This window comes from Achromobacter anxifer, from assembly GCF_903652925.1.
Classification (GTDB): domain Bacteria; phylum Pseudomonadota; class Gammaproteobacteria; order Burkholderiales; family Burkholderiaceae_B; genus Achromobacter; species Achromobacter anxifer.
Window position 1 is genome coordinate 412,775 of sequence record NZ_CAHLAR010000004.1, and the last position, 26,351, is coordinate 439,125.

Below are 26,351 nucleotides of genomic sequence, written 5' to 3' on the forward strand. Positions count from 1 at the left end.
TCACGTCGCGGGCCCACGGCCCGCTTTTCTGGCAACACCCCGGCAATACCTCATGACGAAGCACCCTCCGGCGCGGCCCCAAGGCGGCGCCCACACTCCCACGAATTCCCGCGGTCCCCGCGCCCAGCAAGGCGGCGCGGCGCATGACAGCGTGCGTCTGGCCAAGCGCCTGGCCGAGGAACTGTCCTGCTCGCGCGGCGACGCGGAACGCTATATAGAAAACGGTTGGGCCGCGGTGGACGGCAAATGCGTGGAAGAGCCGGGTTTCCGGGTCAAGCCCGGCCAATCCATCGGCCTGCTGCCCGGCGCGCGCCTGGAAGACGCGCGTCCCGTCACGATCCTGCTGCACAAGCCGGCCGGCGTGTACGCCAACGACGAACCCGGCTCCGCGCGCGACTTGATCCTGCCGGAGAACCTGATGCCGGGCGACCGCTCGGGCCAGCGCTACCTGAAGCGCATGTTCAACGGCCTCAAGCTTGTCACCCCCCTGGAGCGCGCAGCCAGCGGGCTGGTCGTCTACACGCAGGAATACCCGGTGACGCGCAAGCTGGTGGAAGAGGGCCGCCACGTGGAGCAGGAGTACGTGGCCCAGGTGTCCGGCCAGCTCAGCCCGGCCGACCTGGCGCGCCTGCAGCGCGGCATGGCCTATGATGGCCGCGCCGCCACGCCCATGAAGGTCAGTTGGCAGAACGAAACCCACCTGCGCTTCGCGCTGAAGACGCCGGCGCCGGGTTTCATCGAATACGTGTGCGATGCGGCGGGGCTGCGCTTGCAAGCGCTGCGCCGCATCCGCATCGGACGCCTGCCCATGGCCGGGCTGGCGCCCGCCCAGTGGCGCTACCGCCTGGAATACGAACGCTTCTGACGGCAGCAGGGATGAGCATGGACCAGACGCAGCACGACCCGGACCGGAGCTCCGGACGCAGGGGATTTCTGATGAACGCCGGGGCTCTGTGCCTGTCCGCCGCCTTGGCCGGCTGCGCGGCGCGGCCGCCGGCGCCGCGCCGGACTGCGCAAGGCCCCAGGCCCACGGCGGCGACGCCCCCGGTTACCGGCCCTTATGCGACGGCGGTGCCGGCGCTCAAGCCGGGCGCGCGCATCGCCATCGTGGCGCCCGCATCCGCCGCGCTCGACGCCGCGGACCAGGCCGCCGAATGGCTGGAAGCGCGCGGCTACACGCCCCAGGTCATGCCGGCGTCGCGCTCACGCCTGGATGCGCCTTATGACTATCTGGCCGGCGCCGACGCGGACCGGCTGGCTGACCTGCATGCGGCCTTTGCCGCCCCCGAGGTTGGCGCCGTCTGGTGCCTGCAGGGCGGCTTCGGTTCGTGGCGCCTGCTGGACCAACTGGACTTCGATCTGTTGCGCCGCCATCCCAAGCCCTTCATCGGCTACAGCGACATCACCGCGCTGCATCTGGCCTTGCAGCGCCACGCCGGCTTCGTCACATTCCATGGGCCGATGCTGGCGCAGGACCTGCTGGCCGGCAAGCGCGATCCCACCGAATCGCATCTGCTGTCCATGATCACCGGCCAAGTGGGGCAGGGGGCGTGGATCACGCCGCCGCCTTATGCCACCGCCACGGAACTGATCCCGGGCAGCGCCACCGGACGCCTCATCGGCGGCAACCTGGCGCTGATCGCCTCGCTGATCGGCTCCGACAACGAGATCGACACCCGCGGCGCCATACTCTTCATCGAGGACGTCAACGAGGCCTTGCCCCGCATCGACCGCCTGTTGAGCCAATTGGCCGCGGCCGGCAAGTTCGACGAGCTCAAGGGCGTGCTGGTCGGCAATTTCACCCGCATCCTTGGGGTGCAGATGGACGACGCGCAGGCCCAGGGCATGCTGTATCCGCTGATACTGGACCAGTTCCGCTCCCGCGGCATTCCGGTGCTGGCGGCCTGGCCCAGCGGCCATGGCGATCCGAACCTGACCTTGCCGTTGGGGGCCCAGGTCACGCTCGACACCGGGCGCGGCGGCTTGCGGCTGGAGCAGGCGGTCGTGCACTAGGCTCAAGCCTTGTCGAAAAATGCATCATTAATGAATCATATTTTTTAAAATATGCACCATTAATGATTCATATCAAGATTGATAATGACTCATTAATAGTGCATTTCTTGCCTCACCGCACTATTATTAAGTCATGAAAAAGAAGATCGAACCCAGTTTCGACGCCGCTGCGGCCTTGGCGCGCATCGGCGCCAACATCCGCACGGCCAGGCTGCGCCGCGCCGAAACCGAATCCATGCTGGCCAGCCGCATGGGCGTGTCCCGCGCCACCATCACGCGGCTGGAGCGCGGCGACGGCGGCGTGTCGCTGGCGCTGGCCATCGAAGCCTTGCTCCAGTACGGCTACGCCGACCAGGTCCACGCCCTGGGCGATCCTGAACTGGACGGCGTGGGCAAGCGCCTGGATGCCGTGCGCCGGCCCAGCCGCGGCAGCGCCAAGCCCCCGAACGCGCACCGCGCCGATCCCACGCAGCTGTAGCAGCCCATACATCGTGCAAGCCAGAAAACACAAATCGGTGGAAAGCGAGCTGTATGTCTACGTCGACATACGCGGCGAAGCCGTGCTGGCCGGATTGCTGACGCTGGACGACACGGACGAGAGCCAGTTCTACGCTGAATTCACCTACGTGCAGTCGTATGTGATCGACCCGCGCGCCTTCGCACTGGACCCGTTGAACCTGCCGCTGGTGGACGCCCACACTACCTTCCGCACCGAAAGCCGCTACGAGACGCTGGGCGCGATCTTCGACGCCGCGCCCGACGCCTGGGGCCGCAACGTCATGCGCGTTGACAACGCCGGCGCCCGCGTGACCGAGGATGAAGTGCTGCTCAAGGGCCGCGGCATGGGCGTGGGGGCGCTGTTCTTCAGCGCGCGTCCGCTCACGCCTAACATGCGCAAGACCTACCGATTGCCCGAAGTCCGTCAGCTGGAATCGCTGGGCGACCTGCTGAGCGACATCGACCAGGGCATCAAGCCCAAGGGCCTGTACCGCGACATCCTCGGCAGTTCATGGGACATCGGGGGCGCGCGCCCCAAGACCATCGTGCGCGACGAAGAGGGCGAAATGTGGATCGCCAAGTTTCCGCGCAAGGGCGACTCCTATGACCGCCAGCGCGTCGAGTACGCCAACTTGCAAATGGCCCGGACCATCGGCCTGACCGTGCCCGAAGTCCGCCTGGTCGAAACCCACCTGGGCGCGGTGCTGCTGACGCACCGCTTCGACCGCGTGCAGCTGCCCGCCAGGCCAGGCGCGGAAACGGTAGTCGCCCGGCGCCATTTCCTCAGCGGGGCCTCGCTCATCAGCCCCTCGGCGCATATCGGCAAGCGCGAACTCGACGGGCCGCGCGGCAAGGCAACCTATTCCTACGCGCGGCTGGCGGACGTGACCCGCCGGATTTCGTCCAATCCCGTGCAGGACCTGAAGGAACTGTACGCCCGCATGATCCTGAACGTCGCCGTGCACAACACCGACGACCACCTCAAGAACGTCGGCTTCCTGAAGGACGAAGACGCCGAAACCTACCGCCTGTCGCCGCTGTTCGACGTGGTGACGCAGGAGGGCTCGGCCCGGCACTACCTGCATATCGGCGCGGCCGGCAGGGAAAGCTCGTTCCAGAACTGCCTGAGCGAGTACCGGCGTTTCGGCCTGCGTTCCGAAGCCGTCGCGCGCTCCATCCTGGACCGGGTACTGGAAGTAGCGGCAGAGCGCCGGCGCTATTACGACGCGGCGGGGATGACCGCGGAGGAAATCGGGCACGTGGAAGCGTCGTTGACGGCCTGGCGCCACGGTATATTGCCGGTATGAAAAAGCTGGATATCCCCGCACTGGAGATCTTCGTCGCGGCCGTCGAAGAAAAGAGCCTGTCAAAAGCGGCCGAACGCGAGAACCTGGTGACCTCCGCCGCCAGCAAGCGCGTTGCGGAACTGGAGCGTCACCTGGAGCGCACCTTGCTCCATCGGCATGGACGGGGAGTCGAGCCCACGCCGGCCGGCACATTGCTGTACCAGCGCGCCAAGGCCATTCTGCGAAGCGTGCAATTGACGGAAAGCGCGATCAACGGCTATTCCGCCGACGGCCAGGCGAAGATCCGCCTGGCCTCCAATCCGTCCACCATCCTGCAATTCCTGCCCGACGTGATGGGCCGCTTCCTGGCGGACCGGCGCGACGTAAGCGTGGACTTGCTCGATGCCCATAGCTACGACATTCCGCGCCTGGTGGCCGAAACGTCGGTCGACATCGGCATCTATCACGCCGACCATCCGGTGCCGGGCGTGGCTTCGTTTCCCTTTCGCCGCGACCGCGTCGGGCTGGTGGTGCCGGTAGGGCACCCATTGGCCGGACGCGGCGAGCTGTTCCTCGAGGAGGCGCTGGATTACGACCTGCTGGGCTATTTTCCGCGCCATTCGCTGGATCAGTTCCTGGCCTACGCGGGCCAGACGCTGACGCGTCCGCCCAACGTCAAATTGCAGGTGTCCAACTTCGAAACCCGCTGCCGCATGATCCGGGAAGGCCTCGGCATAGGCATCGTCCCCGAAGGCATCGCCCGCAACTATCTGGCCTCGATGGGGCTGGCGCTGCTGCGCCTGCGCGACGCATGGGCCGAACGCCAGTTCTACGTCTGCGTGCGCGACGCGGCGCAGCTGGCGCGGCCCGTGGAAGAACTCCTGCGCGCCCTGACAGCGTCCACGGCCGACGCGCCCTAGCGTCGCTCGGGTGTTGCTGGCGAGCGTCCCACCAGCCGCTACTTCCCCGCGCGGGCCGCGGCGGCTTGCGCCAACACCGGCCGCAGGTACGACAGGAACCGCTCCGGATCCTCGCTCATGGGGAAATGGCCCATACCCTCCATGATCTGCCACTTCGAGCCCGCGATGCGGCTCGCCAGGAACTCAGTGTCCTGCGGCGTGCATGAATAGTCGTATTCGCCAGTCAGCAGCCACAGCGGGCAGCGCTGCGTGTCGATCTGGACCACCCGTTCGCGGATGTCGCCGTCCGCGGTGTAGAAGTGCAGGTCGCCCTTGAAGACGCCGGGCCCGCTCTGCATGTAATGCCACAGCGTTTCCCAGCGGTGCTTGTCGGGACTGCCCGGGCCCACCAGGCCTGACACGATGCCGGCGCAGACTTCCCCTCCATGCACGTCAGGACGGTTCAACCATTCCAGGTCGTAGTAGGGATCCACGTGCGCCCCCGATTGCAGGCCGATGGCCCCGCCAAAGCATTGCGCATGCTCCAGCGCCAGATGCAGCACCATGCGTCCGCCGATGGAGCAGCCCATGACGATGGGACGCTCCAGCGCCAGCGCGTCGGCCACGCCCAGCACGGCCTCGGCATAGTCCTTCGAGGTCAGGCGATAGGTCTCTTCGTGCCAGCCTTCGGGCGGCGAGGATTTGCCATGCCAGGGCAGGTCGAAGGCGATGACCCGAAAGTTCCTCAGTATGTCCGGATCATTCATCAGCGCGCGGTACTGGCGGGTATCCGCGCCGGCGGTGTGCAGGCACAGCAGGGGCGCGCCGCTGCCGGCTTCCTCGACGTATACGCGGTGCTCGCGTCCGCCCAACTGCAGGCGCAGGTAGCGGCCGACGACCGGTTCGAACTGGGCTTGTTGCGGGTTCACAAGGAGGCTCCCGGAGCGCGCGGGCAGGCCAGCACCTCCTTGAAATACAGCAGGTTGGACATGAAGGGGTAGAGGTCGCCCTCGGCGCGCAGGCGGCGGAATTTGATCATGGCCATCAGGTCATGAAAGCCTGGCGCCGGCCGGGGCACCCAGTATCGGGCCCAGTCCTCGGCCTGTGCGCGCAGCGCGAAATCCCAGCGCGGCATGACGAAGGGGCCCTGCAGCACCTGTTCGATGCGCCCGCCCGACACCGTGATCAGGTAGGGGGTATCGCCTGCTTCCAGCAAGAACACCGTGTTCAGGTGCCGGCCCCGCCACACCAGCCGTTCGCGCGCGTTCACGGCGCCAGCCAGGCGGTGAAGAATGAAATCGTCGTCTTGCATATCGGGTTCCTAGTCAGACGGTGGCGTATGCAGCCGGTAGATCCCGTCTTCCGCGTCCGCGCGCGGATAGCGCAGGGCTACCAGCGGATCATGGCCCGGGACGATGTGCGCATCGGAATCCGCCAGCGACCGGATGCGCGCATAGCCCTCCAGCATGTCGCCCACATGGAAGATGGCAGGGAAGGGGTTGTGGTCAGTGTAGTTGCGGTAATAGTGCAGCGCGTCGGACGCCAGCACGATCCAGCCCCTTGCGGTATGCACGCGCACCACTTGCAGGCCCGGCGTATGCCCGCCGATGCGGTAGAGCTCCAGGCCCGGCGCCAACTGCGCATCGCCGTCGTGAAAGCTCACCCGTCCCGCGTAGAGCCGGCGCACCACCGCCTGTACGTCGTCGGCCGAGAAAAAATGCCGCATCGCCTCGAAACACATGTAGCGCCCCGTGGCGTAGCGCATCTCGGCATCCTGCAGATGGACCTGCGCCCGGGGGTAGGCCTCCACATTGCCCGCGTGGTCATAGTGCAGGTGGGTCAGGACGACGTCGCCGATGTCCTGCGGCGCCAGCCCCAGCCGCGCCAGCGCGGCTTCGGGCTCCAGGCTGAAGCCGCGGCCGCGGGCCCGCGCCGAGCAGGCGCTGAACCCTGTATCGACCAGCACCGCGCGGCCTGCGCCGCGCACCAGCCAGCAATAGAAGTCCAGCGGCATCGGTCCGTCGTGCACGTCGCCGCGCGACAGGAAATTGTCCACGGCCCGGCGCTCCACGCTGGCATAGCGGATCGCGTACACCTCATGGACGGGAGGGGCGGTCATTGCTTGACCAACTTGCACTGGCTTTCGGCCAGGGGCATGAAGGCCTGGTCGCCCGGCACCGTCTTGACGATCTTGTAATAGTCCCAGGCCGCGGCCGATTCCTTGGGCGACTTCACTTCGACGACGTAGGTGTCGTGGATCAGCTTGCCATCTTCGCGCAGGCGCGCATTGCGCGCGAAGGCGTCGCGAATGGGCATGCTGCGCAGGGTCCGCATGACCACGTCCACATTGTCCGAGCCGGACTTCTCGACCGCCCGCAGGTAGTTCAGCACCGCCGAGTATTGCCCCGCCTGCAAGGCCGTGGGCATTTTGCCGGCGGCCTTGAAGAAGCGCTGCGAGAACGCCCGGGTATCATCGTCCATGTCCCAGTAGAAGGTCTCCGCGAAGGTCATGCCCTGGGCCGCCTCCAGACCCACGCCATGCACGTCGGTGATGCTCATCAGCATGGCGACCAGCTTCTGGCGCTGGGACAGGCCGAACTCGCGCGCCTGTTTGATCTCGTTCTGCAGGTCCGCGCCGGCGCTGGCGAAGGCCACCGCGTCCGCCTTGCTGGATTGGGCGGCCAGCAGGAAAGACGCGAAGTCCGTGCCGGGGAAGGGATAGCGGACCGTTCCCGCGACCGTGCCGCCGCCGTCCTTCACAAAGCGCATGCCGTCGCTTTCCAGCGAATGCCCGAAGGCATAGTCCGCCGTGACGAAATACCATTTCTTCGCGCCGGCCTGGACCAGGGGCAGGGTGCCCACCTTGGCCAGGGCGTAGGTGTCATAGACCCATTGCACGTTGTTGGGCGAGCAGTCTTCGCCGGTGATGCGGGTGGCGCCCGCGCCCGTCACCATGGTCATGCGCCCCTTTTCGCGCGCGATGTTCATCACGGCCAGGGCCACGGCGCTGTTGCCCAGTTCGGTCACCACGTCGACCTTCTCGCGGTCCATCCACTCGCGGGCACGGCCCGCGGCCACGTCTGTCTTGTTCAGGTGGTCGGCGGAAAGCATCTCCACCGGCTTGCCCAGGACCTTGCCGCCGAAGTCCTCGATCGCGAGCTTGGTGGCGAGCACCGACCCCGGCCCGACGTTGCCGGAGTAGGCGCCGGACATGTCCGTCAACACCCCGATGCGCACGACGCCGTCCGAAATGCCGTCCGCTGCCGGCGTCTGCGCCTGCGCCAGTCCGGCGCCGGCGGCAAGCGCCAGCAGGACGGTGATCTGCTTGTTCATGGTTTGTCTCCCTTGCTTGGCCTATGGGTTGGCCTATTGATGGTTGGCTCATTGATGGTCGACCTATTGATGGCCGACCTGTCGGCCGCCTACATCTGGCTTACGTACTTGACCTGCATGAATTCCTGCAAGCCCTCGACGCCGCCTTCCTTGCCCAGCCCGCTGTCCTTGAAGCCGCCGAAGGGCGTCTCCGGCAAGGACGCCTGGCAATGGTTCACGCACACGACGCCGCTTTCGATGCGCTCGGTCGCGGCGCGCGCGCGGGCGGCGTCGCGCGTGTAGACGTAGGCGGCCAGGCCGAAGGGCAATCGGTTGGCCAGCGCCACGCCTTCGTCCAGATCCCTGAACGCACTGACCAGCGCCAAGGGCCCGAAAGGCTCGGTATTGGCAGCCAGACTGTCGGTCCCGGCGTCGCGCAGCACGGTGGGCGTCCAGAACCAGCCCGGCAGATCGGGCCGCACGCCACCGGCCGCCAGTTGCGCGCCGCACGCCAGTGCATTGGCCACCATGGATTCCATTGCCGCCAGCCGCCTGGGATTGGCCAGGGGCCCCATCTGCACGCCGGCGTCCAGGCCGTTGCCGACGCGCCATCCGCGGGCGCGTTCCGCCAGGCGCGCGACGAAGCGTTCGTAGACGCTTTGTTGCACATACATGCGCGTGGGCGAGGTGCAAATCTGGCCGGAATTGCGCAGCTTGGCCGCCAACACGGTATCGGCCGCTGCCTCGATATCGGCATCATCGAACACCAACACCGGCGCGTGGCCGCCCAGCTCCAGCGTGGCGCGCTTCAGGCCGGCGGCCGCCATCACGGCCAGCTCGCGCCCGATGGAGGTGGATCCTGTGAAGGTCACCATGCGGATCAGGGGCGACTCGATCAAGCGGCGCGAGATCTCGCCCGGATCGCCGAACAGCATGTTGAGCGTGCCCGCGGGCAGGCCGGCATCGGCCAGCGCGCGGCCGATTTCCAACGCGATTGCAGGCGTTTCCTCGGAGGGCTTGATGACGATGGAGCAGCCCGCGCCCAAGGCGCCCGCGATCTTGCGGGAAGGCGTGATGGCCGGGGCATTCCAGCCGGAGAAGGCCGCCACCGGCCCCACGGGTTCGGGGATCGCCATCTGGCGGATGCCGGCGACGCGTCCCGGGATCAGTCGGCCATAGGTGCGGCGGGCTTCCTCGGCCGCCCATTCGAACATTTCGGCCGCCGTGGCCACTTCCTTTTCGGATTCAGCCAGCGGCTTGCCCAGTTCGCGGGTAATCAGCCAGGCCAGGCGCGGCGTGCGTTCCCGCATCAGGGTCGCCGCGCGCCGCAGGACCGCGGCGCGCTCCAGCGCAGGCGTTTCTCGCCAGCGCGGAAAGCTGCGGTGCGCCGCGTCCAGCGCCGCGTCGATATCCTCGGCCGTGGCGACTGGCAGACGCCCCAGCACCGCCTGGGTGGCGGGATCGATCACGTCCAGTGTGCGGCGGTTGCCCGCTGCCTGGGCCTGGCCGCCGATCAACAGGTTCAGTTCGGGATACTGCAGGGAGTTGTCCATTCATTCCGCCTTGGCGATGTTGCCGTCCTGGATCACTTGCGCCCAGCGCTCGGTCTGGGTACGGATGTGCTGCGCGAAATCGTCGGCGCTGCCCGTCATCGGGAACTGGCCCAGTTTCAGCAGGGCATCGCGCGACTCGGCCGTGCCCATCACCTTGTTGACCGCCGCGTTCAGGCGCTGCGTGAGGTCGGGCGGCAGTCCCGCCGGCGCAAGCACGCCATTCCAAGGTTCGGCCGTGAAACCCGGGATTCCCGCGGCTTGAGCGACGGTGGGCACGCCTGGGGCGACGGGCGAGGGCTGTGCGCTGGCGATTGCCAGCGCCCGCAACTTGCCGGCCTGCACCTGCGGCATGGCCGCGATCGCGCTCAGGAACGCCATGTCGACCCGGCCCGCGACCAGATCGGCGATGGCGGCCGAATCGCCCTTGTATGGCACGTGCGTGATGTCCACCTTGGAGGCGCTCTTGAACCATTCGCCCGCCAGGTGGTTGACCGCGCCGCTGCCCGCCGACGCGAAGGTCAGGGTCCCGGGCTTCTGGCGCGCCCCGGCGATCAGCTCCTGCACGGTATCGAACGAAGAGCCGGACGGCACCACCAGCAGGTAAGGATAGCTGGCCACCAGCGCCACGGGTTGGAAGTCCTTCAGCACCTGATAGTCGACCTTCTGCTTGTAGACGGGTTCGATGGACAGCGTGCCGCTGCTGCCCAGCATCAGCGTGTAGCCGTCGGCCGCGGCGCGCTTGACCGATTGCACCGCGACCACACCATTGGCGCCCGCGCGGTTCTCGACCACCACGGTCTGGCCCAGTTCCGCCTCGAGCTTGCGCGCCAGGTATCGGCCCACCGCGTCGGTCGGGCCGCCCGCGGTAAAGCCGATGACCAGCGTGACGGGCTTGGCGGGATAGTCGGCCGCGGCCGAGTTGAAGCTGATGGCGGCGGCGAGCGCAGGCAGCGCCCACCTGGAAAATAGTGATTTCATCGTTTTCTCAGAGTAGGAAGGAGCGGCGCGAGTTACGCCGCCCCGTGCGGCCGGCTTACTGGTAACCGCGCTCAATCAGCTTGACCATCACCGGGTAGTACTCCTTGACGTAGCCGGCCGCGCGGGTGCGCTCCAGCAGGTCATGCGTCAGCTTGGCCGAACGCGCGTCCACCTCTCCTTGCCTGGCCAGCTCCAGCGCCAGCAGGATGTCCTTGATGGCGTACTCCGTGGGGAAGGTCTTTTCGGGATAGTTTTCGGCCGCCAGCGCCTTCTGGCCGGGATTGCGCAGCACGAAGCTGTCCGCCGACCCCTTGCTCAGCGCGTCCAGCAGCAGGGCGCCGTCCACGCCTGCGCTGCGGCCTATCGTGATGGCCTCGGCCAGCGCATGCACTGTCATGAAAACCACCATGTTGTTCATGATCTTGACCACCTGGCCATTGCCCACGCCGCCGCAGAGCAGCACGTCCGTGCCCATGCAGGAAAGATAGGGCAGCACGGTCTCGTAGTCTTCCTGTGTGGCGCCCACGGTGATCATCAGCGTGCCCAGCCTGGCGGCCTCGCGCATGCGGGCCACGGGTGCATCGATGAGCAGAATGCCGTGAGCCCGCAGCTTCTCGGCCAGCTGGCGCGTGCGGGTGACGTCGCTGGTGCTCATGTCAACCACGATGCGCACGCGTCCCGCCGCTTCCACCAAGCCTCCCGGCCCGGTGCACACCTGTTCCACCTGCACGATGCTGGGCAGGGACAGGAACACGATCTCCGCGCTTTGGGCCACCTCGATGATGGAGGTGCAGGCGCGCCCGCCGAGCGCCCCGATCCGGGTTACCGGTTCGGCATTGATGTCGGTCACGTAGACGGGATGGCCGGACTTGCGGACCAGGTTGGCGCACATGGGTTCGCCCATCACGCCCAGGCCGATGAAGCCCAGCGGGGTCTTGCTGTCACTCATTACTTCCTCCTTTGTATCGCGGGTTTTTTAGTTGTTGCATGCAGCTTACGGAGCGCGCCGGGCTGCCGGTATGAAAAATTGGCAAAGCAACGTTCTCCATTTCGGTCCCCCCAGGAACAAGAACGCTCGTTTTCCTTTTTATCAACGCAGGCCGCCCGCGCAGGCCTAGAGTGATCGGCAGACACGAGCGACGCGCCGCCGCGCCGCGACGACAACGGAGACATACATGTTGCTGGACACGATTGCGGCCTATGGCGCGCAGGACACCCGGGCCAGGTTGCCTGACGACGTCATCCACCACGCCAAACGCGCCTTCCTGGACTGGCTGGCCGCCCTGTATCCAGGCACGCGCACCCAGCCATGCCTGCAGTTGCTGGGCGCCCATGGCGCGGAGCTGGGTTCGGGCAGATCCAGCCTGCCGGGATGCGCCACCACGGCGTTTCCGGCCACGGCGGCCTGGATCAACGGCAGCGTGTCCCATGCCGTCGAGTTCGACGATATCTATCGCGACGCGATCTACCATCCGGGCTGTCCGACCATCTCGGCGGCGTTGGCGCTGGCCGAAGATGCCGATGCCAGCGGCCTGGAACTGCTGAACGCCATCGTGGTGGGGTATGAAATCTCGACCCGCATCGGCGCCGCGGTCCAACCAGCCCATTACCGCTACTTCCACACGACCGGCACGGTAGGCTGCTTCGGCGGCGCGGCCGCCGCGGCCGCCCTGTGCGCGCCGGGCGACGCCGGGGTCATGCTGCACGCGCTGGCCACGGCTGGCACGTTCGCCAGCGGCCTGCAACAGGCGTTCCGCTCGGACGCCATGAGCAAGGCGCTGCATGCGGGCCATGCGGCGGCGGTCGGCGTGCGCGCGGGGCAGGGCGCCGCCCACGGCATTACCGGCGTGCGCGACATCCTGGAAGGCGAAGTCGGCTTCGGCGCCGCGCTGGCGCACGAGCCGGACTGGAGCCTGGCGGTCGAAGGACTGGGCGCGCGCTACAACATCCTCAACATCACCCAGAAGAACCACGGCTGCTGCGGCCACACGTTTGCCGCGATCGACGGTGCGCTGGCGCTGCGGCAACGCGGCGTGCGCGCGGACGACATCGCATCCTTGCGCGTGGACGCCTACCAGACGGCGCTGGACGTGACCGGCAACTTCGTCCCCGCCACCGCCTTCGAGGCCAAGTTCAGCCTGCCCTATGTCGTGGCGCACGCCCTGGTCCACGGCTCGGTGCGCCTGGATGCCTTCGAGCCGCAGCGCCTGCAGGACCCGCGCATACGGCAACTGATGCAGAAACTGGAGCTGCGGGCCGATGCCGCGCTGACCGCCGGTTTTCCGAAGATGCGGGCAGCGCGCGTGACCATCACCACCTGCGGCGGCCAGACCCTGGAACACCATTCCCCTTACCGCAAGGGCGACCCGGAGTCGCCTCTGTCCGACGCCGACCTGAACGACAAGTTCGAGGAGCTGGCGGGGCCGGTGCTCGGCCGCGCCCGCGCCCGGGCCTTGCGCGATGCGGTCTGGCGCCTGGACGCCATGCCCGTGCGCGCCCTGCGGCTGGCCGCCGACATGCCGCAACCCTGACGCATTTCCCCTCAGCCCATCCATGACACCTGCCTCATCCATGTCAGACATTTCTTTTGCAGATGCGCTTCTGTCGCCCCGATCCATCGCCCTGGTGGGCGCTTCCGGCGACGTGCGCAAGAATACCGCCCGGCCGCTCCGGTTCATGCGCAAGCACGGCTATGCCGGCGCGGTCTATCCCATCAACCCGGGCCGCGCGGAAATCCTGGGCGAGCAAGCCTATCCCTCTCTGGCCGGCCTGCCTGGCCCGGTCGACCATGTATTCGTCATGATCCCGGGCGGCGAAGCCGCGGGCGTGCTCGAGCAGTGCGCCCAGGCCGGCGCCCGGGTGGTGACCGTCTACTCCGACGGTTTCGGCGAGACCGGCCCCGAAGGCCTGGCGCGCCAAACTGCGCTCGTGGCGCAGGCCCGCAAGCTGGGCCTGCGCCTGCTGGGTCCCAACAGCATCGGCTGCGCCAACCTGCATACCGGCGGCATTCTCTCGGTCAATGCGGCTTTCGAGGCGGACACCCTGCTGGCGGGCGACATCAGCCTGGTGTCGCAGAGCGGCTCCATGATGGGATCGTTGCTGTCGCGGGCGGCGGCGCGCGGCTTCGGCTTCGCCAAATCGGTGTCCGTCGGCAACGAAAGCGACATCACGGTGGGTGAAGTGGTCGATGCGCTGGTCGACGATCCGCAGAGCAAGGCCATTCTGCTGTTCCTGGAGACGCTGCGCGACGCCGCCACGCTGGGCCAGGCGCTGACGCGGGCGCGGGCCGCGGGCAAGCCTGTGATCGCCTACAAGCTGGGACGCTCGGAGCAGGGCGACGCGCTGGCCCAGTCCCACACCGGCGCCATGGCGGGCAATGACGTCGCGGTAGATGCTTTCCTCAAAGCTTATGGCGTCATGCGCGTGCGCAACCTGGAGACCCTGTTCGAACTTGCGCCGCTGGCGGCTCGCCATCCCCGCAATGACAGCCTGCGGCGCGCCCCGGACCAGCCGGCGCGGGTCGCGGTGATCACAACGACGGGCGGCGGCGCGGCGACGGTGGTGGATAACCTGGGACTGCACGGCATGGCGGCCGTGGCGCCGCCCGCCGACTTCGTGCGCCGCATCGCCGAACAGGGGCTCCGCATCCGCGAAACCCCGGTCATCGACCTGACCCTGGCGGCCAGCAGCGCCCAGTACAAGATGCTGCTGGAGCATCTGCTGCGCGCCGACTGGTGCGATGCCGTGCTGAGCGTGGTGGGTTCGTCGGCGCAGTTTCATCCCGGGTTGGCGGTCAAGCCGCTACTGGAGGCCGACAAGCCGGCGGACAAGCCCTTGGCGGTGTTTCTGGCGCCCGAGGCGCCCGAGTCGCTGGCGCTGCTGCGCGCCGGCGGCATTGCGGCGTTCCGCACGCCGGAGGCTTGCGCGGACGCGCTGGCGGCGTTTTTTGCCGCTGACGGCAGGCCGCCTGCCAGCGGCGCGGCGTACGCGTGGCCGGCCGCGCTGCCCCGTTCCGGCATGTTGAGCGAGCACGAAGCCGGCGCCTTGTTCCGCAGCCTGGGCGTGCCGGTGGCGCGGGGCGAGCTTGCCGATCCGGCCACGCTGGCGCATGCCGTGCCGTATCCCGTGGTGGCCAAGGTCTGCTCGCGCGACCTGGCGCACAAGACGGAACTGGGCGCTGTGCGCGTCGGCATCGCCGACGGCGACGCACTGCGCGCGGCGGCCAGCGAAATGCTGGAAAACGTCAGGCGCGGGGCGCCCGGCGCACAGGTCGACGGCATCCTGGTGCAGCCCATGGAGACGCGCCTGATCGAAATGATCCTGGGCTACCGGCACGACCCCCTGGTCGGCCCGACCGTGCTGCTGGGCGCGGGCGGCATCGCCGCCGAACTGTCGCCCGACTATGCCGTGCGCCTGGCCCCGGTGGACGAGGAAGAAGCCCGCCGGATGATCCTCGAAGTCCGCCAGACCCGGCTGATATGCGGCTTTCGCGGCCTGCCGCCAGGCGATCGCGACGCCCTGGCTCGCGCCATCGCGGCGTTCTCGCGCCTGGCCTGCGCGGCCGGCGTGCGCGTCGAGGAAGCCGAGATCAACCCCTTGTTCGTCCGCGCCGATGGCGTGGTCGCCGTCGACGGCCTGGCCCGCCTGGCCTGACGCCCAACCCGATTACCCCTTACCAGGAAGCAAAGATGGATTTCAACCTGACTCCGGAACAACAGGACTTTCAAGCCGCCGTGCGCCGTTTCGCGCAGGCCGAACTGCGCGACGGCGCGGTCGAGCGCGCGCATTCCGACGACTACCCCTGGGACGTCGCCCGCAAGATGGCCCGCCAGGGCCTGCTGGGCATCACCATCGCGGAGGCGGACGGCGGCGTGGGCGGTTCGCTGATGGACGCCGTCATCGCCATTGAAACCGTTGCCTCGGTGTGTCCGCGCAGCGCCGACGTGGTGCAGGCCGGCAACTTCGGCGCCATCCGCGTGTTGGCCGAATATGGCAGCGCGCTGCAAAAGCAGAAGTACCTGAGCGCGTTGCTGGCGGGAGAAGGACTGATCTCGGTGGGCATGACGGAGCCGGACGCCGGTTCGGCGGTCACCGAACTCAAGACCAGCGCCACGCGGGCGGATGGCGGCTGGCGCATCAACGGCACCAAGATCTTCACCACGCACGGTCCGCACGCCAGCGTCATCCTGACCTACGTGCGCTTCGGGCCGGGCACGGGCGGCATCGGTTCGGTGCTGATCGATACCAAGGCGGACGGCGTCAAGCTGGGCAAGCGCTCCGCCTTCATGTCGGGCGAGGAGTGGGTTGAAATCTTCTTCGACAACGTCTTCGTCGCCGACGACATGGTGGTGCTGGGAGAGGGCGGCTTCAAGAAGCAGATCGCCGGCTTCAACGTGGAGCGCATCGGCAACACCGCGCGTTCTCTGGCCCTCGGCCGCTATGCATACGAAGAGGCGCGCAACTGGGCCATGCAACGCAAGCAGTTTGGCAGGCTGCTGTGCGAGTTCCAGGGGCTGCAATGGAAGTTCGCCGACATGCGCATCAAGCTCGACGCGGCCCAGCTGCTGCTGTACCGGGCCGCCAGCGCGGCCGATACCGGCTTTCCGTCGGCCACGGAGACCGCCATCGCCAAGGCCTACTGCAACCAGGTTGGCTTCGACGTCGCCAACGATGCCCTGCAGGTGCTGGGCGGCCTGGGCTACAGCCGCGAATCGCTGGTCGAATACTGCGTGCGGCGCTGCCGCGGCTGGATGATCGCCGGCGGCTCGATCGAGATCCTGAAGAACCGCATCGCCGAGGGCATCTTCGAGCGCAGCTTCCCGCAGCGGCCGCCGCGCTAGGACCGCTACACCCGCTTGGCGGACCAGCTCCCCTGGCCCGCGGCGCTGCCGTTCATCTGCCGGCCATTGACCTGCCCGGTATACCGCACACCGTTGGCGACGAAGGAGATCTCGGTGCCGTTCAGGCGCGCCTCGGAGATCGTCGCGCTGCCCAGCTTGCCGGACAGGTACTGGTAGTGCTGTTCTAGTTGCAAGGTCTGTCCGCCCACGTCCCACTTGCCCGCCACCTTGGCCGGCACGATCCACAGCAGCGCCGTGCAGTAGGTATTGCAGTCCTGCTGGATCGTTTCCGAGGCGTCCGGCTCCCAGTCGCCCATGCGGAACGAGTTCGACACGATGCGGGTGCCGGGCGCCAGTTCCAGCAGTTTGGGCCGCAGTTTCTCATTGATGGTGGACAGCAGGAACATGGTGATCACGTCCGCCTGCGACAGATCGGTGGCGAACAGGTCCGCCGCCACGAAGGTGGCGCGGTCGCTCACGCCGGCCCGCTCCGCATTGCGGCGCGACAGTTCGACCAGGTCCGGGTTGTATTCGATGCCTTGCGCCTTCAAGCCGCGCTGCGCCGCGGTGATGACGGTACGGCCGTCGCCCGAGCCCAGGTCCATCAGCCTGTCCTTGGGCGTGACCTTGGCCATGTCCAGCATGGTATCCACCAGCGTCTGGGGCGTAGGCACCCAGATGACGTCCTTACCTTCCTGGCCCACGTCGGGCACGTACTCCTTCTGTTGCGCGGGCGGGGTGGTGGCGCTCTGCGCCTGAGCCGGCGCGCCTGCCATGGCCGCAAGCGCCAGCGCCGAGGCCAGCAGCGCCCCGCGCAGCCGCAGGGCGGGCTTGAAGGATTCGATCGCGATTTGCATGACATGTACTCCTTGCGTGTAAGGCATGCGGGCGGGCCCGAGGCGCGCCGCCCGGGAAACAGCAGCTAGCCCCGCGCCTGTGGCGGGCCAAGAAAACGCAGCATGGGCAGGCCTGCCGCCAGCACCGCCAGGCCGATCAGGGCGCCGGCGCCGGCATACACGGCGCTGGAATACACCAGGCCGGCGCAGGTCAGCGCCAGCAGCAGCGGGGGCAGGGGATAGAACGGCACGCGGAACGGGCGCGGGCGGTCGGGATCGGTGCGCCGTAGCCGCCACACCGACGCGGCGACCAGCAGCATGAAAATCCAGAACACCGGCGCGGTGTACGCCACCAGGGTCTGCACGCTGTTCTGGCTGAACGCGCCCAGGGCGATCAGCGCCAGCGTGATCGCGCCTTGGGCCAGCAGCGCCGGCGTCGGCGTTTCGCCTTGCGCGCTCCAGCCGGCCAGCGCCTGCAAGCGCGGCACGTCGCGTCCCAGCGCGTAGTACACGCGAGCGCCGGTGATGATGGTGCCGTTGATGGTGCTGAGCGCGGTGGCGCAGATCATCAGGCTGAGCAGGGCCGCGGCATAAGGACCGGCGGCCAGCTGCATGACGTCCGCCCCCAGCGCCGGCGTGTCGCGCAAGCCCTGCAGGCCGAAGATCTCCAGCAGCGCCAAGTTGGTCAGCACATAGGCGCCTGTCACCACCACCGTGCCGATCAGCAGCACGCGGCTCATGTTGCGCCCGGGGTCGCGCAGCTCGCCGCTGAGATAGGCGGCCTCGTTCCAGCCGCCATACGTCAGCAGCACGAACACCATGCCCATGCCCAGCAGGCCCGCCGGATTGCCGACCAGCGGCGCGGGCATGGCATCGGCGCCCGCCGCGCCGTCCCCCGATGCGGTCAGGCTGGCCGCCAGCACGGCAGCCAGCGCCACCAGCGTCAATACGGTAAACAGCCATTGCAGGCGCTTGGAGTAACGCGTGCCCGCGACGTTCAGGGCGGTAAGCGCCACCACGGAAATCGCGGCGTGCAGGGCAGGGCCGTGCGCGCCCAGCGGCAACAGGCGTTGCGCGTAGTCGCCATAGATGTAGGCCACCACCGCGATCGCGCCGGTCTGGATCACGGAACAGCGCGCCCAGGCGAACATCAGGCCCACGCGCCGCCCCCAGGCTCGCGTCAGGTAGAGGTATTCGCCGCCCGCGCCCGGATAGGCCGAACCCAGTTCGGCGTAGCACAGCGCGCCGATCAGCATCACGAATCCGCCCGCGCACCAGAGCGCGATGTACATGGCCTCGGAGCCCGCATGCTGGGCTACCAGGGGCGGGAAGCCGAATATGCCGATCCCGATCACCACGCCCACCAGCACCACCGTCGCGTCCATCACGGAGAGGCCGGCGGGCGCCCGCGCCTGGCGCAACAATGCCGGATTCGTGGGCGAGCGCAGGGTGGGCTGAGTCATCGGGAAGGCTCTCGATTGAACGCGGCTGGCGCGGGGAAGCGACGTCGTCCGACGGCGCAGTCTGACAATTGCCTGAATAATTTGCGACTAAATTCCGCGCAGAAAAGTTTCTTCTGGTTTTCCCTTAAACGCAGTCAGCGGCCTGAAATTCTTCGGAATTCGGTCCTCGATTCGACATAAGAATAATCTATTAACATATTGATTAATATGAATTAATAATTTCTTCTAAAGCACTTTAGTTAAAGTGATTTCTTAAGATTGATAGGTGGCGGCGAGTCGGAGTGAATTGCAAGGGCGCGCATGCAGCCCCTATGGAAGCGCTAAGTCACCGTGATCAAAATGACGCCCAGCCCTTGCCTCCAGGCGAGGATCACCTTGAGTCAGCCGGCAAGGCATGAACCGAGAGCGCCCCATGAAATCATCGATCGAACACCCTCTGGCTAAAGTCCCCGAAGTCACCCTGGGGTTCTGGCTCATCAAAATCGCCGCGACCACGCTAGGCGAAACCGGCGGCGACGCCGTTTCCATGTCCATGAACCTGGGCTATCTGGTCGGAACGGGCATCTTCGCCGTGCTCTTCCTGGCCGCCGTGACCGCCCAGATCAGGGCCAGGGAGTTCCGGCCCTTGCTTTACTGGACCACCATCATCGCCACCACCACGGTAGGCACCACGCTGGCCGACTTCGCCGATCGTTCGCTGGGAATCGGGTACGCTGGCGGTTCGACCCTGCTATTGGCCTTGCTGCTCGCCTCGCTCTACGTCTGGCATCGGGCCCTGGGCTCGGTGTCCGTAAGCACCGTCAGCTCGCCCAAGGCGGAAGCCTTCTACTGGCTGACCATCATGTTCTCTCAGACCCTGGGCACGGCATTGGGCGATTGGACCGCCGACACGGCGGGCCTGGGCTACACCGGCGCCGCCGTGGTGTTCGGCGTGCTGCTTGCCCTGGTGGTGGCGGCCTATTACTGGACCAGGATGTCCCGCACGCTGCTGTTCTGGGCGGCATTCATCCTGACCCGCCCGCTGGGCGCCGTGGTCGGCGACTTTCTCGACAAGCCGGTCAGCGCAGGCGGCCTGGCGCTGAGCCGCTATTCCGCGTCGGCGGCTCTGCTTGCCTTCATGCTGGCCGCCATCCTGCTGTTCAGGCAACGCGCGGCCGCGGCGGCGCATTGAACGACAACCTGCCGGAGGACGAATGCGCGTAATGCTGGTCGAAGACGACCCCATGATCGGCGAAGCGATCGACGGCGCCTTGAAAGATGCGTCCTATGCCACCGACTGGGTAAGGAACGGACAGGACGCGCTCACGGCGCTGGATGGCCAGCGCTACGACCTGGTGTTGCTCGATCTGGGCCTGCCGGGCAAGGATGGGTTTGAGGTATTGGCCAGCATACGCGGCCGGGACAATCCGGTTCCCTTGCTCATCATCACGGCCCGCGACGAGCTGGATGACCGGCTGCGCGGCCTGGACGGCGGGGCGGACGATTACGTATCCAAGCCGTTCCAGATGGCCGAGCTGCTGGCGCGGATGCGCGCCGTGCTCAGGCGCAAGGGCGGCACGGGCGCGCCTCTGCTCGGCAACGGCATCGTGTCGCTCGATCCGGCCACCAAGGCGGCCAGCGTCCAGGGCGCCGCTGCGGTGCAACTGTCCAACCGCGAATTCGCGCTGCTGCACGCCTTGCTGCTGCGGCCCGGAGCGATACTCTCGCGCGCCGACCTGGAAGACCGCATCTATGGCTGGGGCGAAGAGGTCGAGAGCAATGCCGTCGAATTCCTGATCCATGCGCTGCGGCGCAAGCTGGGCAGCGCAATCATCAAGAATGTCAGGGGAGTCGGATGGATGGTCTCAAAAGGCGGTTGAACGAATCGATCCAATTCAAGCTGTCCTTCACCTTGTCGCTGGCCATACTCGCGGTGGCCATCGTGGCAGGCGTGTTTTCGTTCCGCTCTGCCTTCAATGAAGCGCACGAATTGCAGGACGATGTGCTGCGCCAGGTGGCCCAGCTCATGGATACGCAGCGCCTGTCGCCGCCGCCTGCCGGCGCGGCCGTGCGTAACAATGCCGGCGACGAGGAAGCGCGCGTCATCGTCCAACGCCTGGGCGAGGACAACCGCTCATCGCCGGGCGTGGACGCGGGCGGCCCTCTGGCGCTTCCGGTGGCGCTGTCCGACGGTTTGCATACCCTGGACATACAAGGCGAGACCTTCCGCGTGCTGGTCAAGGCCACGACCATGGGCGACCGCATTGCCGTGGCCCAGGAGCTCGGCTTTCGCAATGAAATTGCCCGCGATGGCGCGCTGCGCGCGGTCATGCCTTTCCTGGTCCTGGTGCCGGTGCTGCTGCTGATCGTCGCGGATCTGGTGCGCAAGATGTTCCGCCCCATCGCCACGCTCTCCCAGGAAATCGACCAGCGCGGCGAGCAGGAACTGCATCCCGTCGAAGACCGCCACCTGCCGCTGGAAGTGCGGCCGTTCGCCGTGGCGATCAACCGCCTGCTGGCCCGCGTCGGCCAGGCCATGGAGTCCCGGCACCGCTTTGTGGCGGACGCCGCGCACGAATTGCGCTCGCCCCTGACCGCGCTGTCGCTGCAGGCCGAACGGCTGGCGCAAGCAGAGATGTCTGACACGGCGCGAGAACGGCTGACCGTGCTGCGACTGGGCATCGAACGCGGCCGCAGCCTGCTGGATCAGCTCCTGAGCCTGGCGCGGGCGCAGTCAGACGCCGGCACCCCCAGATCGCCCGTATCCATCAAGGGCGTCTACCGCCGGGTGCTGGAGGACCTGATGCCGCTGGCCGACGCCAAGCGCATCGACCTAGGGGTCGAAGGCGCGGAGGACGCCCAGGTCTGGGTGAACGAACTGGACATGTACGCCGTGGTCAAGAACCTGGTCGACAACGCCATACGCTACACGCCCGAGGGAGGAAGAGTGGATCTTTCCGTAGGCGCGGCGCACGGCAAAGCCGCGCTGCGAGTTCAGGACAGCGGGCCCGGCATCCCCCCAGGTGAAAGGGAGCGGGTCTTTGACCCGTTCTACCGCAGCCTGGGTAGCGCGCAGATAGGTTCCGGCCTGGGGCTCTCCATTGTGCAGACCATCGCCGCGCGCGCCGGCGCCGACATCCGCCTCGACTACACGGATCCGGCCCGGCAGGCCGGCTTGAGCGTCACCATCGTCTTTCCGATTGCGTCCCAGGCGCGGATGCCAGGCTAGACCGGGTTCTCAAGGCGCCGCGCCGGCCACCGCCTCCACCGTGATTCGCAGCTGCACCTCGTCGCTTACGTCCGGCGCAAACGCGTCCACGCCGAAATCGCTGCGCTTCAGGACCGTGGTGGCGTCAAAGCCGATGGCCGGGCGCTTTGCCATGGGATGGACGCCTTGCTTGTTCTGGCGCGCCTCCAGCACCACGGGCTTTTCGATGTCCTTGATGCGCAGGATGCCGTTGATGCTGAGATGGCCATTGCCCAGGTCGGTCACGGAAGCGCTCTTGAACTGGATGTCCGGATACTTGGCCGCCTGGAAGTACTCCGGGCCTTGCAGCATCTCGTCCAGCTTGGCCACGTGCGAGGTCAGGCGCGGCACGGGCACGCGCAGGTCGACGGCCGACTTGGCAGGCTGGGCGGCGTCGTAGCGGATCACGCCAGTCACGCCGCCGGCATGCGCCGTGGGCTTGGAAAAACCCAGGTGATTCCAGGTCACCACGATTTCCGTATGTTCCGGGTCGATCTGGTAGTCCACGGGCGCGGCGTGCGCCGGCAGGCTGCCCAGGGTGAGGAGGGTGGCCGCGACCAGGGCTGAGCAGGTGTGTTTCATGTGGTTCTCTCCGTGTACGGCGCCGCTCCGGGACCGGGCAGGCTGTCCGTCTTGTCCATAACCTTAAATTCAGCTGACACTGAAGACGTGGAGCAAGGATAGGGAATGATCCAATGCTGCGCTAGAAGGGCAAAACTGGCCGCAGCGTTCTATTTTTGGCGCCAGTCCCAAGGACCAGTGGTGCCAGCCCATTTCAGAGCCAATCCAGCAGGTGGGTGGCGCGCGCATACCCATCGGGCAGGTCGCGCGTGCGCGCGGACTCCACGACAGCGCGCAGGGCTTAGGCGCCGCCTTTGCGCCGGGCAACGGCGCGAGAGCGCCACGGCCCGGTTCCCGCATCAAATAGCGCCCCCTTCGGGGCGCGCCTGCCTCAGGCCTTGGCTTCCGCCACCGCGCGCTGCACCGCCGGGCGGGCGCCGACGCGGGCCAGATAGGCCGTCAGTTTCGGGAACTGCGTCATGTCGACGCCGTCGCCTTCCAGCCAGCTGCCGATGGTGTAGAGGTAGCCATCCGCGACGCTATAGCGTTCGCCCGCGGCCCAGGGGCCGACGATCTGCGACTCCAGGTAGGCGGCGCACGCCGTCATGCTCTGCGGCACCTTGGCCTGCATGGCGGCATGCGCGGCCGGATCGTCCGCCCAGCGCGCGCCGCGGCGCTTGTGGGCATGCGCCACGTGGGCCGTGGAGGCCAGATAGCTCGCCAGTTCCTGCACGCGCGCGAATGCGAAGGGATCGTCCAGCGGCGCCAGTTGCGCGGCCGGAAAGCTCTGCGCCACGAAGGCGAGCAGGGCGGGCGTCTCGGTCAGCACGCCATGTTCGGTCGCCAGCGCCGGCACGCGACCCTTGGGATTGACGCGCAGGTATTCGGGGCTCTGCTGCTGCGCGGCGCCCATGTCGAGCTTGACCAGATCAAACTCGGCGCCCGCTTCGTGCAACGCGATATGGGTTGCCAGCGCACAGGTGCCAGGGGCGGAATAAAAGGTCCAACGGGACATCTGCATCCTCTACTTTCAACGGTTGAAAAGCCATGTCGCCACAACGGGCTGCGGGGTACAGGGTAGCCCGATCACCTGGCGATTCCAACTGCCATCTGCTCCGCCCAGCGTGATAGCATCTGCGCCGTTAAGGGGATGTCCATGCACGCAGGTGCCTACGCCGGAAGACGATGGGTCGCGCTAGTCGCGATGGCCCTGTTCGTCTTCCAGGCGCTGATTGCCTCGTCGGCATTGGCGGCGTCGGGCCTGTCCTCGGGCAAGACGGCCGTCACCACCATCGTCTGCACGGCCAGCGGTCCGCGCGTGGTGACGATGGACGTGGAAGGCGGGCAAGGGCAGGGCATGCAGCAGCACAGCGGCTCCTTGCCGCATTGCTGCACGGCCGGCTGCGCCATGCTCAGCGGCTCGGTTCCGCCCGAAATCTTCCTCCTCGCCTGGTTCCTGCCGCCAGCCGCGCCCGCGATCACGGCGCCGCCGGCCGCGGAACCCCAGTTCTCCAGCGCCCTGGCGCGATTGCCGCAGCGATCGCGCGCGCCGCCGCTGTCCGCCTGACCCACTTCCCAGACTTCACCGGTACACGACTCGCGCGGCCAGCACGCTGGCGCGCCTGAGCGGTCGCGCCGGCACAGGCGACGCGCGCATGGCCATGGCGCCTGCGCGCCTCGGGGAAGGAGGGTCCCGCAGCGACCAGGCGCGGAACCAGGCACGGAGTTCCCGGCCTTCCTTCAGGAAGGAGCGGGCCGCTGCCGATGCGCGCCTGCCACGGAACTTTCCCGATACGCAGAACCCGATATGTCCAGAGACAAGGATTTCCTGAGAATGAGTTGCCTGGCCGCCGCCATGGCCGCCTCATTCCCCGCGTGGCCGCAAGCCGCCGAACCGAACAGCGTCGCCACCATGGATCCCGTGGTGATCACCGGCGTGGAGCCCAGCGCGCCACTGACATTCACCACGGACCCGAAGATTCCGCGCCAGCCGCTGCCGGCCAGCGACGGAACCGACTACCTGAAGACCATTCCCGGCTTTTCCGCCATCCGCAACGGCGGCACCAATGGCGATCCCGTGCTGCGCGGCATGTTCGGCTCGCGCCTGAACATCCTGACCAACGGCACGTCCATGCCGGGCGCCTGCCCGGCGCGCATGGATGCCCCCAGCTCGTATATCTCGCCCGAGAACTTCGACCAGCTCACCGTCATCAAGGGTCCGCAAACCGTGCTATGGGGGCCTGGTGCCTCGGCCGGCACCGTCAAGTTCGACCGCGACACGCCGCGCTTCACGGAAGCCGGCGTGCGCTTCGACGGCAGCCTGACCGGGGGCTCGTTCGGCCGCAACGACCAGGCCGCCGACCTGACCGTGGGCAACGACAAGGTCTACACCCGCATCACCGCCAACCACTCCCATTCGCAGGACTACAAGGACGGAGACGGCAATACCGTGCCGTCGCGCTGGGACAAGTGGAATGCCGACCTGACGCTGGGCTTCACGCCCGACGCGGACACGCTCTACGAACTGACGGCGGGGACCGGCGACGGCGAAGCGCGCTATGCCGGCCGCGGCATGGACGGATCGCAATTCAAGCGTGAGAGCTTCGGTCTGCGTTTCGAGAAGCGCAACCTCGGCCCCGTGCTGAGCAAGGTCGAGGCGCAGCTGTACTACAACTATGCCGATCACGTGATGGACAACTACACGTTGCGCGCGCCGGACCCCATGAGCGCCATGCCCATGGCCATGGCCGCCGACGTGGACCGCGCCACCTGGGGCGGCCGCTATGCCAACACCCTGGAGCTGGCGCCGGACGTCAGCCTGGTCGCCGGCCTGGACTTCCAGCAAAGCCGCCACCGGTCCCGCAGCGGCACGGACACGGTGCCGTACAGCAGCCAGAGCTGGGTCAAGGACGCGGATTTCTTCAATACCGGCCTGTTCGGCGAACTGACCTGGCGCGCGGCGCAGGACAGCCGCGTTATCGGCGGCGCGCGCATCGACTGGGCCTCGGCCAAGGACTTCCGCCAGGACAACGGCTCGATGATGATGCCCATGCCCAATCCCACCGCCGGCGAGCGCCGCCACGACACGCTGCCCAGCGGCTTCCTGCGCTACGAGCATGACCTGGCCGCGCTGCCCGCCACGGTGTACGTCGGCCTGGGGCATGTGGAACGTTTTCCGGACTACTGGGAACTGTTCTCCCCCGACAAGGGACCGGCCGGCTCGGTCAACGCCTTCCAGGGCGTGAAGCCCGAGAAGACCACCCAGCTGGACTTCGGCGCGCAGTACAAAACGGACGCGCTGGACGCCTGGTTCTCGGGCTATGCCGGCTATGTCCAGGACTTCATCCTGTTCAACTACACGGCGGGCGGCATGATGGGGCCGGCCTCACAGGCCAGCAACGTCGATGCCCGCATCGCCGGCGGCGAGCTGGGCGCGTCGTACAAGCTGACGCCATCTTGGAAACTGGGCGCAACGCTGGCCTACGCCTGGGGCCAGAACCGCAGCGACGGCCGGGCGCTGCCGCAGATTCCGCCGCTGGAAGCCAAGCTCAGCGCGGCCTACGACGACGGCACCTGGTCGGCCGGAGCGCTGTGGCGCATCGTGGCCCCGCAGAAGCGCTATGCCTTGAACGAAGGCAACGTGGTCGGCAAGGACTTCGGGCCCAGCGCGGGCTTCGGCTTCTTTTCCGTCAACGGCGGCTATGCCGTCAACAAGCAGGTCCGCCTGTCGCTGGGCGTGGATAACCTGTTCAACAAGACCTACAGTGAACACTTGAATCTGGCGGGCAACGCCGGCTTCGGGTATCCCGCCAATACGGCGGTAAACGAGCCGGGCCGCACGGTCTGGGCGCGCTTGAGCTTCAAGTACTGATTCATCCAAGGAGAG

Annotated in this window: 24 protein-coding genes; 13 read left to right on the forward strand and 11 right to left on the reverse strand. The window is 67.3% G+C overall.

Going from position 1 to position 26,351, the window contains the following annotated elements:
• The first annotated feature begins 52 nt into the window (after window positions 1-52).
• From HWY37_RS14960 to HWY37_RS14980, 5 genes are all read left to right on the forward strand, one after another.
• Window positions 53-865, forward strand: a complete 813-nt coding sequence (locus HWY37_RS14960) for an RNA pseudouridine synthase (protein WP_246302305.1) — start codon at window positions 53-55, stop codon at window positions 863-865.
• 206 nt (window positions 866-1,071) lie between these two features.
• The gene (locus tag HWY37_RS14965; protein ID WP_175206551.1) at window positions 1,072-2,013 is read left to right on the forward strand and encodes a S66 peptidase family protein; all 942 of its coding nucleotides are present in this window, start codon (window positions 1,072-1,074) and stop codon (window positions 2,011-2,013) included.
• Between the two features lie 133 nt (window positions 2,014-2,146).
• On the forward strand, window positions 2,147-2,491 hold the full coding sequence (locus tag HWY37_RS14970) for a helix-turn-helix transcriptional regulator (RefSeq protein ID WP_175206541.1): 345 nt from the start codon (window positions 2,147-2,149) through the stop codon (window positions 2,489-2,491).
• A gap of 13 nt (window positions 2,492-2,504) precedes the next feature.
• A complete protein-coding gene (locus HWY37_RS14975; RefSeq protein ID WP_246302306.1) occupies window positions 2,505-3,818 on the forward strand; it encodes a type II toxin-antitoxin system HipA family toxin in 1,314 nt (437 codons plus the stop codon).
• Window positions 3,815-4,717 (forward strand): LysR family transcriptional regulator, encoded by a 903-nt coding sequence (locus tag HWY37_RS14980; RefSeq protein WP_175206540.1) that lies wholly within the window; start codon window positions 3,815-3,817, stop codon window positions 4,715-4,717. Before HWY37_RS14975 ends, HWY37_RS14980 begins: the two co-directional genes overlap by 4 nt.
• A 38-nt stretch (window positions 4,718-4,755) precedes the next feature.
• On the opposite strand, the gene HWY37_RS14985 is transcribed toward HWY37_RS14980, so the two are convergent.
• The 7 genes from HWY37_RS14985 to HWY37_RS15015 form a co-directional block, all read right to left on the reverse strand.
• Window positions 4,756-5,625, reverse strand: a complete 870-nt coding sequence (locus tag HWY37_RS14985; protein ID WP_175206539.1) for an alpha/beta fold hydrolase — start codon at window positions 5,623-5,625, stop codon at window positions 4,756-4,758.
• The gene (locus HWY37_RS14990) at window positions 5,622-6,008 is read right to left on the reverse strand and encodes a hypothetical protein (protein ID WP_175206538.1); all 387 of its coding nucleotides are present in this window, start codon (window positions 6,006-6,008) and stop codon (window positions 5,622-5,624) included. The genes HWY37_RS14985 and HWY37_RS14990 overlap by 4 nt, the downstream gene beginning before the upstream one ends.
• Before the next feature lie 9 nt (window positions 6,009-6,017).
• Window positions 6,018-6,815 carry an N-acyl homoserine lactonase family protein gene (locus HWY37_RS14995; RefSeq protein WP_175206537.1) on the reverse strand — a complete coding sequence of 266 codons (798 nt, stop codon included), beginning with the start codon at window positions 6,813-6,815 and terminating at the stop codon, window positions 6,018-6,020.
• A complete protein-coding gene (locus tag HWY37_RS15000) occupies window positions 6,812-8,029 on the reverse strand; it encodes an ABC transporter substrate-binding protein (RefSeq protein WP_175206536.1) in 1,218 nt (405 codons plus the stop codon). Before HWY37_RS15000 ends, HWY37_RS14995 begins: the two co-directional genes overlap by 4 nt.
• A gap of 89 nt (window positions 8,030-8,118) precedes the next feature.
• On the reverse strand, window positions 8,119-9,561 hold the full coding sequence (locus HWY37_RS15005; protein WP_175206535.1) for an NAD-dependent succinate-semialdehyde dehydrogenase: 1,443 nt from the start codon (window positions 9,559-9,561) through the stop codon (window positions 8,119-8,121).
• Window positions 9,562-10,539 (reverse strand): Bug family tripartite tricarboxylate transporter substrate binding protein, encoded by a 978-nt coding sequence (locus HWY37_RS15010; RefSeq protein WP_175206534.1) that lies wholly within the window; start codon window positions 10,537-10,539, stop codon window positions 9,562-9,564.
• 55 nt (window positions 10,540-10,594) lie between these two features.
• Complete coding sequence (locus HWY37_RS15015) at window positions 10,595-11,488, reverse strand: NAD(P)-dependent oxidoreductase (RefSeq protein WP_175206533.1); 894 nt, start codon at window positions 11,486-11,488, stop codon at window positions 10,595-10,597.
• A 226-nt stretch (window positions 11,489-11,714) separates the two neighbouring features.
• On the opposite strand from HWY37_RS15015, the gene HWY37_RS15020 reads away from it, so the two are divergent.
• From HWY37_RS15020 to HWY37_RS15030, 3 genes are read left to right on the forward strand one after another with little or no spacing between them, the layout of a single operon-like run.
• Entirely contained in the window at window positions 11,715-13,070 is a 1,356-nt protein-coding gene (locus HWY37_RS15020) for an MmgE/PrpD family protein (protein WP_175206532.1), read from the forward strand.
• Between the two features lie 40 nt (window positions 13,071-13,110).
• Window positions 13,111-15,192 (forward strand): acetate--CoA ligase family protein, encoded by a 2,082-nt coding sequence (locus HWY37_RS15025; RefSeq protein ID WP_246302307.1) that lies wholly within the window; start codon window positions 13,111-13,113, stop codon window positions 15,190-15,192.
• Between the two features lie 35 nt (window positions 15,193-15,227).
• The gene (locus tag HWY37_RS15030) at window positions 15,228-16,379 is read left to right on the forward strand and encodes an acyl-CoA dehydrogenase family protein (RefSeq protein ID WP_176088939.1); all 1,152 of its coding nucleotides are present in this window, start codon (window positions 15,228-15,230) and stop codon (window positions 16,377-16,379) included.
• A 5-nt stretch (window positions 16,380-16,384) separates the two neighbouring features.
• Here the strand turns inward: HWY37_RS15030 and HWY37_RS15035 are convergent, their stop codons facing one another.
• Window positions 16,385-17,236, reverse strand: coding sequence for an SAM-dependent methyltransferase (locus tag HWY37_RS15035; protein WP_175206529.1), 852 nt, complete (start codon window positions 17,234-17,236; stop codon window positions 16,385-16,387).
• Window positions 17,237-17,301: 65 nt separating this feature from the next.
• Window positions 17,302-18,600, reverse strand: coding sequence for an APC family permease (locus HWY37_RS15040; RefSeq protein ID WP_175206549.1), 1,299 nt, complete (start codon window positions 18,598-18,600; stop codon window positions 17,302-17,304).
• A gap of 490 nt (window positions 18,601-19,090) precedes the next feature.
• Here HWY37_RS15040 and HWY37_RS15045 point away from each other — a divergent pair, with 490 nt between their 5' ends.
• Genes HWY37_RS15045 through HWY37_RS15055 form a run of 3 tightly spaced genes read left to right on the forward strand, consistent with a single transcriptional unit; the run spans window position 19,091 to window position 21,886 of the window.
• The gene (locus tag HWY37_RS15045) at window positions 19,091-19,849 is read left to right on the forward strand and encodes a COG4705 family protein (RefSeq protein WP_176088940.1); all 759 of its coding nucleotides are present in this window, start codon (window positions 19,091-19,093) and stop codon (window positions 19,847-19,849) included.
• A gap of 22 nt (window positions 19,850-19,871) precedes the next feature.
• Window positions 19,872-20,537 (forward strand): response regulator transcription factor, encoded by a 666-nt coding sequence (locus HWY37_RS15050; protein WP_176088941.1) that lies wholly within the window; start codon window positions 19,872-19,874, stop codon window positions 20,535-20,537.
• The gene (locus HWY37_RS15055; protein ID WP_176088942.1) at window positions 20,513-21,886 is read left to right on the forward strand and encodes a sensor histidine kinase; all 1,374 of its coding nucleotides are present in this window, start codon (window positions 20,513-20,515) and stop codon (window positions 21,884-21,886) included. The genes HWY37_RS15050 and HWY37_RS15055 overlap by 25 nt, the downstream gene beginning before the upstream one ends.
• A 9-nt stretch (window positions 21,887-21,895) precedes the next feature.
• Here the strand turns inward: HWY37_RS15055 and HWY37_RS15060 are convergent, their stop codons facing one another.
• Complete coding sequence (locus HWY37_RS15060) at window positions 21,896-22,486, reverse strand: YceI family protein (protein WP_175206525.1); 591 nt, start codon at window positions 22,484-22,486, stop codon at window positions 21,896-21,898.
• 370 nt (window positions 22,487-22,856) lie between these two features.
• The gene (locus HWY37_RS15065) at window positions 22,857-23,480 is read right to left on the reverse strand and encodes a glutathione S-transferase family protein (RefSeq protein ID WP_175206524.1); all 624 of its coding nucleotides are present in this window, start codon (window positions 23,478-23,480) and stop codon (window positions 22,857-22,859) included.
• 141 nt (window positions 23,481-23,621) lie between these two features.
• Between HWY37_RS15065 and HWY37_RS15070 the strand changes: the two genes are divergently transcribed.
• Together HWY37_RS15070 and HWY37_RS15075 are read left to right on the forward strand one after the other, a co-directional pair.
• Window positions 23,622-24,032, forward strand: a complete 411-nt coding sequence (locus HWY37_RS15070; RefSeq protein WP_175206523.1) for a DUF2946 family protein — start codon at window positions 23,622-23,624, stop codon at window positions 24,030-24,032.
• Window positions 24,033-24,272: 240 nt separating this feature from the next.
• Window positions 24,273-26,336 carry a TonB-dependent copper receptor gene (locus tag HWY37_RS15075; RefSeq protein WP_176088943.1) on the forward strand — a complete coding sequence of 688 codons (2,064 nt, stop codon included), beginning with the start codon at window positions 24,273-24,275 and terminating at the stop codon, window positions 26,334-26,336.
• Window positions 26,337-26,351 lie beyond the last annotated feature (15 nt).